Annotated in this window: 12 protein-coding genes; 11 read left to right on the top strand and 1 reads right to left on the bottom strand. The window is 63.3% G+C overall.

Annotated elements, in window-relative coordinates; genetic code table 11:
- Genes ACFWEM_RS11445 through ACFWEM_RS11435 form a run of 3 tightly spaced genes read left to right on the top strand, consistent with a single transcriptional unit; the run spans window position 1 to window position 2078 of the window.
- Window positions 1-660 (top strand): 4'-phosphopantetheinyl transferase, encoded by a 660-nt coding sequence (locus ACFWEM_RS11445; RefSeq protein WP_378533592.1) that lies wholly within the window; start codon window positions 1-3, stop codon window positions 658-660.
- A 24-nt stretch (window positions 661-684) separates the two neighbouring features.
- Entirely contained in the window at window positions 685-1605 is a 921-nt protein-coding gene (gene truB / locus ACFWEM_RS11440; protein ID WP_378533590.1) for a tRNA pseudouridine(55) synthase TruB, read from the top strand.
- Entirely contained in the window at window positions 1602-2078 is a 477-nt protein-coding gene (locus ACFWEM_RS11435; protein WP_378533588.1) for a GNAT family N-acetyltransferase, read from the top strand. Before truB ends, ACFWEM_RS11435 begins: the two co-directional genes overlap by 4 nt.
- Before the next feature lie 4 nt (window positions 2079-2082).
- Here ACFWEM_RS11435 and ACFWEM_RS11430 read toward each other — a convergent pair whose 3' ends face one another.
- The gene (locus tag ACFWEM_RS11430; RefSeq protein ID WP_283303847.1) at window positions 2083-2829 is read right to left on the bottom strand and encodes a metal-dependent transcriptional regulator; all 747 of its coding nucleotides are present in this window, start codon (window positions 2827-2829) and stop codon (window positions 2083-2085) included.
- Between the two features lie 117 nt (window positions 2830-2946).
- On the opposite strand from ACFWEM_RS11430, the gene ACFWEM_RS11425 reads away from it, so the two are divergent.
- The 8 genes from ACFWEM_RS11425 to hypB all read left to right on the top strand — a co-directional run bounded on the left by ACFWEM_RS11425 (window position 2947) and on the right by hypB (window position 12786).
- Window positions 2947-3927, top strand: coding sequence for a bifunctional riboflavin kinase/FAD synthetase (locus ACFWEM_RS11425; RefSeq protein WP_283303848.1), 981 nt, complete (start codon window positions 2947-2949; stop codon window positions 3925-3927).
- Between the two features lie 154 nt (window positions 3928-4081).
- Window positions 4082-4351, top strand: a complete 270-nt coding sequence (rpsO, locus tag ACFWEM_RS11420; RefSeq protein WP_003942254.1) for a 30S ribosomal protein S15 — start codon at window positions 4082-4084, stop codon at window positions 4349-4351.
- 438 nt (window positions 4352-4789) lie between these two features.
- Window positions 4790-7060: a polyribonucleotide nucleotidyltransferase gene (locus tag ACFWEM_RS11415; RefSeq protein ID WP_378533586.1), complete on the top strand. Its 2271-nt coding sequence runs from the start codon at window positions 4790-4792 to the stop codon at window positions 7058-7060.
- A 126-nt stretch (window positions 7061-7186) separates the two neighbouring features.
- On the top strand, window positions 7187-8548 hold the full coding sequence (locus ACFWEM_RS11410; RefSeq protein WP_378533584.1) for a M16 family metallopeptidase: 1362 nt from the start codon (window positions 7187-7189) through the stop codon (window positions 8546-8548).
- A gap of 28 nt (window positions 8549-8576) precedes the next feature.
- Window positions 8577-9689, top strand: a complete 1113-nt coding sequence (locus ACFWEM_RS11405) for an alcohol dehydrogenase catalytic domain-containing protein (RefSeq protein ID WP_378534538.1) — start codon at window positions 8577-8579, stop codon at window positions 9687-9689.
- 181 nt (window positions 9690-9870) lie between these two features.
- Window positions 9871-11499 (top strand): cutinase family protein, encoded by a 1629-nt coding sequence (locus ACFWEM_RS11400; RefSeq protein ID WP_378533582.1) that lies wholly within the window; start codon window positions 9871-9873, stop codon window positions 11497-11499.
- Between the two features lie 157 nt (window positions 11500-11656).
- Window positions 11657-11986 (top strand): hydrogenase maturation nickel metallochaperone HypA, encoded by a 330-nt coding sequence (hypA, locus tag ACFWEM_RS11395; RefSeq protein WP_283303994.1) that lies wholly within the window; start codon window positions 11657-11659, stop codon window positions 11984-11986.
- A 2-nt stretch (window positions 11987-11988) separates the two neighbouring features.
- On the top strand, window positions 11989-12786 hold the full coding sequence (gene hypB, locus ACFWEM_RS11390; RefSeq protein WP_378533580.1) for a hydrogenase nickel incorporation protein HypB: 798 nt from the start codon (window positions 11989-11991) through the stop codon (window positions 12784-12786).
- Window positions 12787-12871 lie beyond the last annotated feature (85 nt).

Below are 12871 nucleotides of genomic sequence, written 5' to 3'. Positions count from 1 at the left end.
GTGATCGAACAGATTCTTCCCGGTGGGGTCGCGACGGCTGAGGCCTTCGTCGATCCGCCCGGTCTGGTACCGCATCCCAGCGAGGAGGCGTTGATCGGCCGCGCCGTCGAGAAGCGTCGTCGCGAGTTCGTGACTACTCGGCACCTTGCGCGTCAGGCGATGGGCAAGCTCGGTGTTCCGTCTGCAGCCGTCATGCGCGGCGAGCGTGGGGCCCCGCTGTGGCCGCAAGGAGTGGTCGGGAGCCTCGCCCATTGCGACGGTTACCGCGGCGCTGTCCTGGCGTACTCCATGCAGGTCCGCTCACTCGGGATAGACGCCGAACCGCACGGCCCGCTGCCGGACGGGGTTTTGCCCGCGGTCAGCATCGAGGCGGAACGAACGTGGCTGGGTGCCCAGGAGACCGGCGGTCCGGTGCATTGGGATCGAGTGCTCTTCTGCGCGAAGGAAGCCACGTACAAAGCGTGGTTTCCGCTCACCGGGCGTTGGCTGGGGTTCGAGGACGCCCACATCACGTTCGAGGCGGATTCGGAGACTTCCGGAACTTTCACGTCACGTCTGCTCGTCCCCGGTGAGGCGACGTCCGGTCCGCCTCTCACCTCTTTCGACGGCAGGTGGTTGGTGTCGGACGGGCTGATCCTGACGGCAATTTCGGTGCAGTGAGCGCGACTGGCAGAATCGGCACACGTGTCAGCTCGTGAAAAGCCTTCCTCCGGTCTTGTCGGCGCCGGAATCCTGATCGTCGACAAAGAGGCGGGTATCACCAGCCACGACGTGGTCGCTCGGTGCCGCAAGTTGTTGAACACCCGGAAGGTGGGACACGCCGGGACGCTGGATCCCATGGCGACCGGCGTCCTTGTTCTCGGCGTGGAGCGTGCGACCAAGTTGCTCGGACTCCTGGCGCTGACCACCAAGGCGTATTCGGCGACTATTCGTCTCGGGGCATCGACGGACACGGACGACGCCGAGGGGGAGGTCCTGACTTCCGCAGACGCTTCGCAGGTGACGGACGCGGAGATCGCGGCGATCGTGGCCACGCTGACCGGAGACATCAAGCAGATCCCGGCGAGCGTGAGCGCTATCAAGGTCGACGGTCAGCGCGCACACGCACTGGTGCGAGCCGGAGAAACCGTCGAGCTCGCGCCTCGCCCGGTGACGGTGTCGACTTTCGAGGTTCTGGCTCGGCGAGATGTCCCGGGTGGATTCGTCGATCTGGATGTCGACGTGGAGTGCTCGTCCGGTACGTACATCCGCTCGCTCGCACGGGATCTCGGTCGTGAGTTGGGCGTCGGCGGTCATTTGACGGCACTGCGCCGCACCCGCGTCGGGCCGTTCACTCTCGAACATGCGCGCACGCTCGAAGATCTGGCGCAGCAGCCGGGTGTGAGTCTCGACATCGATCAGGCCGCGCAGACGGCCTTTCCGCATCGGCAGATCACCGCAGAAGAAGCCGAGGCGATCAGCCAGGGGCGCTGGCTCGAGCCGATCGGGATCAAGGGGATCTGTGCGGCCATCGATCCCACCGGTCACACGATTGCGCTCCTGCAGGAGAAGGGTCGACGCGCCAGCTCGGTGATGGTCGTGCGGCCGGCGACGCTGCGCGGATGATCGTTCGCGAGCGTGTCGACGGCGACCTCGACGGTTGCGTCGATGTGCTGGCGCGGGTCCACGAGTGCGACGGATATCCGAGCACATGGCCGCTGAACCCGCACCGCTGGCTCAGTTCGCCCACACTGGTGAAGGCGTGGGTCGGTGAGAGTGACGGCCGTGTTGTCGGTCATGTCGCCGTGGACAGCGAGGTCGGAGGTGCGCCGGTAACCGCGGGGTCGACAGCCGTGTCGCGATTATTTGTTCATCCCCGTGTACGCGGGAAGGGACTGAGCGGTGTGCTACTCGACGCCGTGACGGATTTTGCAGCCGAGAGTAAATTGGGACTGGTGCTCGACGTCGTGGATGACGCTCTGCCGGCGATCGCGCTGTACGAGCGTCGAGGTTGGGAGTACGTCGACGAGAGGCTCGCCGACTGGACCCGGGCAGACGGCGTCCGGCCTGTGGAACGTCGATACCGGTTGCCGCTCTGAGCGGTTAGACAAGCCAAATTGCTTGAGCGACTGGGCTTCCCAAGTCGATGGTGTTCGGGCTGTCGCCGAGTCGCACGGATACGGTACCGGCGAAATCGCGGCGCTCCTCGACGGTGATCTCGACATCGAGACTGACGCCGACGGAATCGAAGTACCGGAGCATTTCGGGATCGGAATCGGAGATCCGGGCAACGCGGCCCCGTTCGCCGTTGGCGAAGTCGCTGAGCTGTCGGGCAGGGGGAGTCGGTACCGAACCATCGGTGGCGGGAATGGGATCACCGTGTGGGTCGCGTTCGGGGAAGCCGAGTTTGGCGTCCATCCGGGAGATCATCAAATCGGAAACGGCATGCTCGAGGACTTCGGCCTCGTCGTGGACTTCGTCCCAGCCGTACCCGAGTTCCTGAACCAGGTAGGTCTCGATCAACCGGTGGCGCCGGACCATGGACACAGCAGCGGCGCGGCCGCTGTCCGTCAAGGCGATGGAACCGTAGCGGGCGTGATCGACCAGGCCCTGGTCCGAGAGTTTGCGGATGGCCTCTGACACGGTCGAGGCCGAGACGCTCATCTTCTCGGACAGGAGCTTGGTGGAAACCCGTTCGTGGGACCACTCCTGGATCGTCCAGATGACCTTGAGGTAGTCCTGAGCCACCGACGAGAGCGCGAGCGTGTCGATTGCCGCGTCGTGCGCCGAAGTGTTGTCGCTGTCCGACGCCGATGATGCTTCCGAGGTTCCGGTCTTGTGAGCTGCCACAACGCTTAGCTTAGGCTACGAAATCCGGAACTTCCGTACGTGAGCGGCAGCACAGCGGTGATTCGCTGGGCGGGTCCGAACGTGACCCGCCGCTAGTGGACCCGTAGGCTGCCAATCGTGCTGAGATGGCGTGGTCTCGACGAAGTTCCGGCCGATTGGGGTCGTTGTGTGCTCACTATCGGTGTGTTCGACGGTGTGCATCGTGGGCATGCCCAATTGATAGCGAGAGCGGTTACCGCTGCCCGCAAACGTGGTGTTCCGAGCGTGTTGATGACGTTCGACCCGCATCCCATGGAGGTTGTGCGGCCGGGTAGTCATCCAGCCCAGTTGACGACGCTGCAACGGCGTGCGGAATTGGCTCAGGATCTGGGCATCGACGTCTTCTGCGTGATGCCGTTCACCGCTGATTTCATGAAGCTGACGCCCGAGCGCTACGTCCACGAAATTCTCGTCGAACGCCTGCATGTCGCCGAGGTGGTGGTGGGGGACAACTTCACCTTCGGGAAGAAGGCGCTCGGTAACGTTGATCTCCTGCGTGAGATGGGCGCTCGTTTCGGCTTTGCCGTCGACGGCGTCCAGCTGCTCGCCGAGCATGCGGTGACGTTCTCGTCCACCTATATCCGTTCGTGCGTCGACGCGGGCGACATGGAAGCGGCTACCGAAGCTCTCGGCCGTCCGCATCGTGTCGAAGGTGTAGTCGTGCACGGTGACAAGCGTGGACGCGAGCTGGGATTCCCGACGGCGAACGTTGCACCGCCGATGTTTTCGGCCATTCCGGCCGACGGTGTGTACGCAGCGTGGTTCACGGTGCTCGGCGCCGGTGAGGAACTCGGAACCGTCGTTCCCGGTCGTCGATACCAAGCCGCAGTCTCTGTAGGGACCAATCCGACCTTCTCCGGCCGGACCCGCACCGTCGAGGCCTACGTACTCGACACCGAAGCCGACCTGTACGGGCAACATGTCGCGGTCGACCTGGTTTCGCGGATTCGCGGGATGGAGAAGTTCGACTCGATCGAGTCGCTCGTCACGGCGATGAACCGGGACGTCGAACGCGCACGCGAAATCTTGAGTGAGGACGCAGAGCGCAGCGTGGGCTGAGCCCCGCGTTAGTGGCGGCGGCCACATTCGCTGCGGGCGTGCGAATATGCCGCATTACTGCTGGTAGGATCTTCTCTCGGTGCGTGCTGCGGTTTGCGGTGGCCGCGCCCGATCTAGTTCCTTTCACGCAAACGTCATTACAGGAGTGAATCAAGTGGCATTGACCACGGAAGAAAAGAAGGTCGTTCTCGGCGAGTACGGCTTGCACGAGACCGACACGGGATCGCCCGAAGCTCAGGTGGCAATGCTCACCAAGCGCATCACCGATCTCACCGAGCACCTCAAGACCCACAAGCATGACCACCACTCGCGTCGTGGACTGCTCTTGATGGTCGGTCGCCGTCGTCGTCTGCTGAAGTACGTGGCAAAGACCGACGTCGCTCGCTACCGCACGCTCATCGAGCGTCTCGGCCTGCGTCGCTAGATTTTTCTCACGACGCTGATCGAAAGCAACACGGCACGCTTCGGTTTGCCGAACACTCCGTCAGCCGGCGAAGCCACGCATATACTGGGCTTCGCTGGCTTTCGGCGTTAGCTGCCGCAAGGCAGTTTCCGCTGTCGGCGCACATGCACATTTGCCAATGCGCAGTTGTGCAGAGCGCAGTCAGCACACCGTATGCACCAGAGAACGTGGTGTCGGTTGTCGGTAGTGGTTCTCCGGACCGGGCAAGTGCCCGAAAGTTCCGGCGGACTTCGATCGACGGCCGCCCGAACGTCGTGACGTCCCGAAGCAGAAATCGCTCGCATAGTAGGAGCGTCTGCAATTCAAGAGGGGGACGTCCCTCGGTGCGCAGTTTCCACCAGGAGGGTGGAAACGCCCGCGCGGGTACGGCGAAGACGAGAGGGAAGTGAAGAGAAAAGAATGACAGACAATTCCGTAGTAGAGGTCGACGAAGGCGTGTTCGAATCCACCGCCGTGATCGACAACGGGTCTTTCGGTACCCGCACCATCCGTTTCGAGACCGGACGCCTTGCTCAGCAGGCCGCCGGCGCCGTCGTCGCTTACCTGGACGACGAGACCATGCTGCTGTCCGCCACGAGCGCCAGCAAGCACCCCAAGGAGCACTTCGACTTCTTCCCCCTGACGGTGGACGTCGAAGAGCGCATGTACGCAGCGGGCCGCATCCCCGGTTCGTTCTTCCGTCGTGAGGGACGCCCCTCCACCGACGCGATCCTGACCTGCCGCCTCATCGACCGGCCGCTGCGCCCGTCGTTCGTCGACGGTCTCCGTAACGAGATCCAGGTCGTCGTCACGGTCATGAGCCTCAACCCGCAGGATCTGTACGACGTCGTGGCTATCAACGCCGCTTCCGCGTCGACGCAGATCGCGGGCCTGCCGTTCTCCGGTCCCGTCGGTGGCGTGCGTGTTGCACTCATCGTCTCCGAGGACAACAAGGCCGGCCAGTGGGTTGCATTCCCGACGGTCGATCAGCTCGAGAACGCTGTCTTCGACATGGTCGTTGCCGGCCGCGTCGTGTCCGGCAGCGGTGACAACGCCGACGTCGCGATCATGATGGTCGAGGCCGAGGCCACCGACAACGTCATCGCGAAGATCGCCGACGGCGCTCAGGCACCGACCGAGGCCATCGTCGCCGAAGGCCTCGAGGCCGCCAAGCCGTTCATCGCACGCCTGTGCGCTGCACAGGCAGCACTGGCATCCAAGGCTGCAAAGCCCACGGGTGACTACCCGGTCTTCCCGGCGTACCAGGACGACGTTTTTGCTGCCGTCGAGGCCGCTGCGTCCGAAAAGCTCAATGCCGCACTGACAATCGCCGGCAAGCAGGAACGCGACGACAAGACCGACGAGGTCAAGGTCGAGGTTCTCGAGCAGGTTGCACCGAACTTCGAAGGCCGCGAAAAGGAACTGGGAGCAGCGTTCCGCTCGCTCACCAAGAAGCTGGTTCGCCAGCGCATCCTGCGCGATCAGTTCCGCATCGACGGCCGCGGCGTCACGGACATCCGTTCGCTCTCTGCCGAGGTTGCGATCATCCCGCGCGCACACGGCTCCGCACTGTTCGAGCGCGGCGAGACCCAGATCCTGGGTGTCACCACTCTCGACATGGTCAAGATGGCGCAGCAGGTCGACTCGCTCGGTCCCGAGACCAGCAAGCGCTACATGCACCATTACAACTTCCCGCCGTACTCCACTGGTGAGACGGGCCGCGTCGGTTCGCCGAAGCGTCGCGAAATCGGTCACGGTGCACTCGCCGAGCGCGCTCTCATGCCGGTTCTGCCCAGCGTCGAAGAGTTCCCGTACGCGATTCGCCAGGTCTCCGAGGCTCTGAGCTCCAACGGCTCCACCTCGATGGGCTCGGTGTGTGCTTCCACGCTCGCACTGCTCAACGCCGGTGTGCCGCTGCGTGCTCCGGTTGCCGGTATCGCCATGGGTCTGGTTTCCGACCAGGTCGACGGTGAAACCCGCTACGTGGCTCTGACCGACATCCTCGGCGCCGAAGACGCTTTCGGTGACATGGACTTCAAGGTCGCAGGCACCAAGGACTTCGTCACGGCTCTGCAGCTGGACACGAAGCTCGACGGTATCCCGTCGCAGGTCCTCGCCGGCGCATTGTCGCAGGCGAAGGACGCACGGACCACGATCCTCGAGGTCATGGCGGAAGCCATCGACACCCCGGACGAGATGAGCCCGTTCGCTCCCCGCGTGACGGCCATCAAGGTCCCTGTCGACAAGATCGGCGAGGTCATCGGCCCCAAGGGCAAGATGATCAACTCCATCACCGAGCAGACCGGTGCCAACATCTCCATCGAAGACGACGGCACCGTGTTCGTCGGCGCCACCGATGGACCGTCTGCACAGGCCGCGATCGACATGATCAACGCAATTGCCAACCCGCAGCTCCCCAAGGTCGGCGAGCGGTTCTTGGGCACGGTCGTCAAGACCACCGCCTTCGGTGCCTTCGTTTCGCTCCTGCCGGGACGCGACGGACTGGTGCACATCTCGAAGCTGGGCAGCGGTAAGCGCATTGCCAAGGTCGAAGACGTGGTCAACGTCGGATCCAAGATCCGCGTCGAGATCGCCGACATCGATGCTCGCGGCAAGATCTCGCTGATCCCGGTCGAAGAGGGCAACGACGAGGCTGCCGCTCCGGCCGCCGACGAGGCTGCTTCCGAGTAGATCTCACTTCGTACTCTGATGCGGCCCCGCGCGGATTTCCGTGCGGGGCCGCATCTGTACTGTCTGTAGACACGAACCTGTAGATACCTGATTCACCACTTGCACCGAGGACTGCTGAACCTTTTCATGGCAAAGACCACCCCCAACACCACGCGCAGCCGCAGCGCTGTGCTGAAATCGCCGATCGATGCGAAGTCTCCTGAATCGGGAGTGCAGCGCACGGTCCTTCCCGGCGGCCTGCGCGTCGTCACCGAATTCATCCCCGGTGTGCGTTCGGCCTCCGTCGGCGTGTGGGTCGGAGTCGGCTCCCGCGACGAGCAGCCGAGTGTGGCCGGTGCCGCGCATTTTCTCGAGCACCTGCTGTTCAAATCGACGCCGTCACGGACAGCGTTGGACATCGCGCAGGTCATGGATGGTGTGGGCGGCGAACTCAATGCATTCACGTCGAAGGAACACACCTGTTTCTACGCGCATGTGATCGACGACGACCTTCCGATGGCGGTGGACCTTGTCGCCGACGTCGTGCTGCGCGGGCGTTGCAGAACCGCGGACGTCGACGTCGAGCGGCAAGTAGTGCTCGAAGAGATCGCGATGCGCGACGACGATCCCGAAGACTTGCTCGGCGACGCGTTCCTGACCGCGTTGTTCGGCGATCATCCCGTCGGTCGTCCGATCATCGGTAGCGTCGAATCGATCGAGTCGATGTCGCGCAATCAGTTGCATTCCTTCCATATTCGGCGTTACACGCCGCAGCGGATGGTGCTCGCCGTAGCGGGAAACGTCGACCACAAGCAGGTTGTGACGCTCGCTCGCCGTGCATTTGCCGGGCATCTCGAGCGTGGGGTCAAGCCGGCGCCGCGGCGCGAAGGCACTCTGCGTTTGCGAACGATGCCTGAACTGAGCTTGACCCACCGCGACAGCGAGCAGGTCCACCTTGCGCTTGGGGTGCGCGCGTTCGGTCGGCACGAGGGCCATCGCTGGGCGCTGTCGGTTCTCAACGCCGCAGTCGGTGGCGGGCTGAGTTCTCGTCTCTTCCAAGAGATTCGGGAGAAGCGCGGGCTCGCGTACTCCGTCTATTCCGGCGTCGACACCTTCGCGGACACCGGAGCGTTCTCCGTGTACGCGGGTTGTCAGCCGGAGAACCTCGGGGAGGTCGCCACGGTGATCCGCGAGGTGCTCGCGAACGTGGCGAGGGACGGAATCACCGATGCCGAGATCGCCCGCGCCAAGGGATCGCTGCGCGGCGGATTGGTTCTGGCACTGGAAGATTCAGGCTCACGCATGAACCGTATCGGTCGCAGTGAGCTGAACTACGGCAACCATCGCAGTGTTGCGCAGACGCTCGCGACCATCGACGCAGTCACCTCCGAAGAGGTGCTCGAGGTGGCGCAGGTGCTCTTGACGAGGCCGTTTGCAGCCGCCGTCGTCGGCCCGTACAAGCGGGTTCGTGACCTCCCCGCGTCGGTACGCGGGATCGTGGGCAAGTAGCTCGAACAATCGAAATCGGGGTGTGCAGTTGAAGATCCGTGGTGCAGTGCTCGAAGAGATCGGCCGGGAGCGTCCCTTTGTGGAATCGACCCCGATTTCGATTTCGGAGCTTGATCTCGAATCCCCGGGCCCCGGCGAGATCCTCGTCAAGATCGAAGCTGCCGGGCTTTGTCACTCCGACCTCTCCGTGGTCGACGGGAATCGCGTGCGTCCCGTGCCGATGTTGCTGGGACACGAGGCTGCTGGTCGAATCGTCGAACTCGGCGACGGAGTCGATTCGCTGTCGGTTGGCGCCCGCGTCGTGATGACGTTTCTTCCGCGGTGTGGTGACTGCGCGGGATGCGCCACCGACGGCCGGATGCCGTGCACGGTGGGTAGCGCCGCCAACAACGACGGCAGTTTGCTCGGTGGCGCGCAACGGTTGCGGCGCTCCGGCGAGAACGTCAAACATCATCTCGGTGTTTCGGGTTTCGCGACGCATGCGGTGGTCAATGCCAAGTCGGTAGTTGCCGTCGACGACGACATCCCGGCCGAAATTGCAGCCGTACTCGGCTGCGCGGTGTTGACCGGAGGGGGAGCGTTGCTCAACGCGGCCAGGCCTCGCCCGGCCGACACGGTGATGGTGGTCGGCTTGGGCGGAGTCGGGATGGCCGCAATCCTGACGGCGAGGGCACTCGGGGTCGAGAACGTCATCGGCGTCGACGCACTGGAGTCGAAGTTGGCCCAGGCTCTGGAACTGGGCGCGACCGAGGTCTTCACACCGTCCGGCCTGTCCGAGAGTGGCGTTCGCGCAGACATCGTCGTCGAGGCCGCGGGAAATGCTCGGGCCTTCGAGACCGCGGTGGCTGCGACGGCAGCGGGTGGCACGACCGTCACGGTCGGGTTGCCGGCGCCTGACGCGCGCTCGTCGATCTCACCTCTCGGGCTGGTCGCCGAAGCGCGGACCATCATCGGCAGTTACCTCGGATCCGCCGTCCCGGCTCGCGACATCCCGATCTACGCGCAGTTGTGGCGAGACGGGAAGCTACCGGTCGAGAAGCTGATCTCCTCGCGAATCGAATTGGACGACATCAACTCCGGTATGGACGAACTGGCGGACGGAAAAGCAATCCGACAGGTCATTATTTTCGACTCGGAGTAGCGCCACGCTGGCGTTATGCAGCGTTTATGCGCCTGCGACGAGATGAAAATCCACGCGAGCCGCCCGGGAAAATCGTTACCTCCTGTAACGCTCATCTCGTACTGGACGACTACTCGAATGACGTTGCGTGACGCCCCGGGGGTCGGTCGTACGTTTTCCAAAAGCTGATTGGGGAGAAGATATGCCGGTTCGTGGGTTCTTTTCGCGACATCGAATACTGGCGGGTGCAGTAGCGCCCGCAGCGCTCGGCGTGGCCGCACTTGTCGCGGTCGCAGTTGCCGTGGATTCTCCGCAATCGCAGACGATCGAGACCGAGTTGACCGCGTCTGTCACCGAGTGCCACGACACGGTCGGGATCGGTGTCGCCGGTCGCGGTGACACGCCGGTCGAGGGCACGACGAAGATGCTCGTCGGTGCGGATGGAAAGACACTCCTGCCGGCGGCGCTCACAGACGACTACAGCAGCCACTGGGTAGACGGGGTACTCAAGGCACCCGCCGGTTCGGTCAAGGACGGCTCGTACGCCTCCGTCTACATCGCGTACCCCGCCAACATGGACAGTTACGAAGAAGCCGTGACTACGGGCGCGGACAATACGCGCGCTGTCATGAAGGCGATCAGCGCCGCGTGCCCGAACACGAAGTTCTCGATTGTCGGGTACAGCGAGGGCGCTGACGTCGTGCGCCGCGTCGCGATGGACATCGGCTCGGAGTCGAGTACCTCCGGCATCAATCCGGACAATGTTGTCGGTGTTGTCATCTTCGCCGACGCTGGTCGACTCGCGGGCGAGGGCCCGTTCCCCGGCGCGAAAAACCCCTACACGAATCCTGACGGTTTCAACGAGAAGTATCAGAACGGCAAGAACACCGCTTCCGGATCCGGGGCACTGCCGGGAACCAGCGGAGATTTTGGTGCCTTGAAGGGCAAGGTTGCGTCCTTCTGCTCTGACGGCGACCTCACCTGCGCAGCCCCCGAGAACATTTCACTCCTGATCCTGGCGGCAAACGTCGGTCGGCAGCTCAACGTCGATCAGTTGCAAGCTCAGAATCTGACGCCCGCCACCGGCATGGATATCGCGACGGTGATGGGACGCGTGATGTTCGACGCGTTCAACGACATCTCGAGCAATCCCACCTGGATGCAGAGCGACGAAACCTTCCTCCAGGTCTTGCTGAAGGTGTCCGACCCGGCATACAAGCCGAGCGAGGCCACCACCAAGCCAGTCGCGAAGGACTCGGTTTCCACTGAGGAAGTGTCGCCGTTGGCGTACCTGCCGCAGAAGCTGTTCAAGGAAATCGTGGGGCTCATCGCCACGAACCAGAACACGATCCCCGTAATCATGAACGACCCGTACGGCCTGACCTTGGGTCCGGACGTCGGCCACCACTTCGACTACTGGCGTGATTCGGATGTTGGAAACGGAAAGCCCCTGACATCAGCGGAGTACGCAGCCGCGTGGCTGACCTATCTGGCCAAGCAGGCTCAGGACGGCAAGCCTGTCGATTCGTCGGCGAAGCCGACCGCCGAAGAAATGGCGAATGCAATCGATGCCTTGGCTGCCTCACCTTCGGTTACCGACTCGGCCAAGACCACGACAACCACGGCCGCAGCGGTACAACCCGCACCCGCTGGTTCGGAATCTGCAGCACCGGTTCCCGCGGCTCCGACGACGACATCCGTTGCCCCGGCTGCGTCGCCGAGTGTGACTTCAACCGTGGCGCCGTCGACTTCAGTCGAGTCAAGTGCGCCGCCGACCGCGACCGCGACCGCGACGACGACAACGACGACGACGCAAACTGCGGCCGGGTAACCGTCAGGTTTCCGTTCGTCACGAATGACGCTGTCACAGGCTGCGATCCGCAATTAGTTGCGGATCGCAGCCTGTTTTCGTGTACGGGTTCCGTACGCCGACCGTTGGTGCTTATCGTGGAAGGGAGGTTTCCGGATCACGAATCGTGGGTTTCACCGTGCACGAGCTGTCTATTGCGCAGAGTGTGGTCGAAGCCGTGTGTGAGCGTGCCGGCGAGCGACGAGTATCGAGCGTGCGGCTGGAAGTAGGGCAACTCTGCGCGGTGGTTCCACACTCCCTGTTGTTCTGCTTCGACGTCGTCACTGCGGGTACTCACGCCGAAGGTGCCAGCTTGCACATCGATCAGATTGCAACCAGCGCGCGATGCAAAAGCTGCGGCGTGACGTTCTCGCCGCCCGACATGTTCTTGCTGTGTGAATGCGGCAGTGCTGATGTCGAGGTGCTTGCCGGCCGAGAGTTGCGGATCCTGTCGATGGAAGTGAGCTGAGCATGTGCGCGACGTGTGGGTGCGGGGATACCACAGGACCCCGGGTGTCGGTAGTCGCAGACGGAGAACACGAGCAGGAACAGGGTCACGGTCACGGTCACGGGTATGACCATGAGCACAGCCACCCCGACCACACTGTGATTCTCGAGCAGCAGGTGCTTGCCAAGAACGACGGCATTGCCCTGCACAATCGTGAGTGGATGCGGGCGCGCGGAATCACGGCGCTCAACATCATGAGTTCGCCCGGCGCGGGGAAGACGACGTTGCTGGCGCGAACGATCCGCGAACTCGAACGGCAACGACCTGTCGCAGTGATCGAAGGTGACCAGGAAACCCGCCTCGATGCCGAACGGATTCGCGAGACCGGTGCGTCGGTGGTCCAGGTGAACACCGGGGCCGGTTGTCACCTCGACGCGGAGATGGTCGACCGCGCACTACGCGCCCTGGACCCCGCAGACGAGTCGCTGCTTCTGATCGAAAACGTCGGAAACCTGGTGTGCCCCGCGCTCTTCGACCTGGGCGAGGAAGGCAAGGTTGTCCTAATTTCGACACCGGAGGGGGATGACAAGCCGAAAAAGTACCCGCACATCTTTGCCGTCGCGGACCTGGTCGTGATCAACAAGATCGACTTGCTCCCATACGTCGAGTTCGACGTCGATGCCTGTGTCGCACAGGCGAAAATCCTCAATCCTGCTGTGCGCGTGGTTGTTTTATCTGCGACGACAGGTGAGGGCATGGACGAGTGGTACGAGTGGATCGGTAGTCGTTCGGCGATTTCTCCGGTGGCCGTTGACAACTGATCTGCTCGGGTAGTTAATGAAATGAGTGGGTGCCACGCAAGTGGGCCGAGGTTCGACTCCGGTGGCGTCAGCGTTTCGGTGCCGC

The sequence above is a fragment of the Rhodococcus sp. NPDC060176 genome (assembly GCF_042728675.1).
Taxonomy (GTDB): Bacteria; Actinomycetota; Actinomycetes; order Mycobacteriales; family Mycobacteriaceae; genus Rhodococcus_F.
The sequence above is the reverse complement of the archived record's forward strand: the minus strand, read 5'-3'. Positions and strand labels throughout refer to the sequence as shown.

Bases quoted from the DNA above. Each gene is read 5' to 3' on its own strand.
- ACFWEM_RS11435 (WP_378533588.1), top strand. From the start codon at position 1,602: ATGATCGTTCGCGAGCGTGTCGACGGCGACCTCGACGGTTGCGTCGAT.
- ACFWEM_RS11415 (WP_378533586.1), top strand. From the start codon at position 4,790: ATGACAGACAATTCCGTAGTAGAGGTCGACGAAGGCGTGTTCGAATCC.
- ACFWEM_RS11410 (WP_378533584.1), top strand. From the start codon at position 7,187: ATGGCAAAGACCACCCCCAACACCACGCGCAGCCGCAGCGCTGTGCTG.
- ACFWEM_RS11400 (WP_378533582.1), top strand. From the start codon at position 9,871: ATGCCGGTTCGTGGGTTCTTTTCGCGACATCGAATACTGGCGGGTGCA.
- hypB (WP_378533580.1), top strand. From the start codon at position 11,989: ATGTGCGCGACGTGTGGGTGCGGGGATACCACAGGACCCCGGGTGTCG.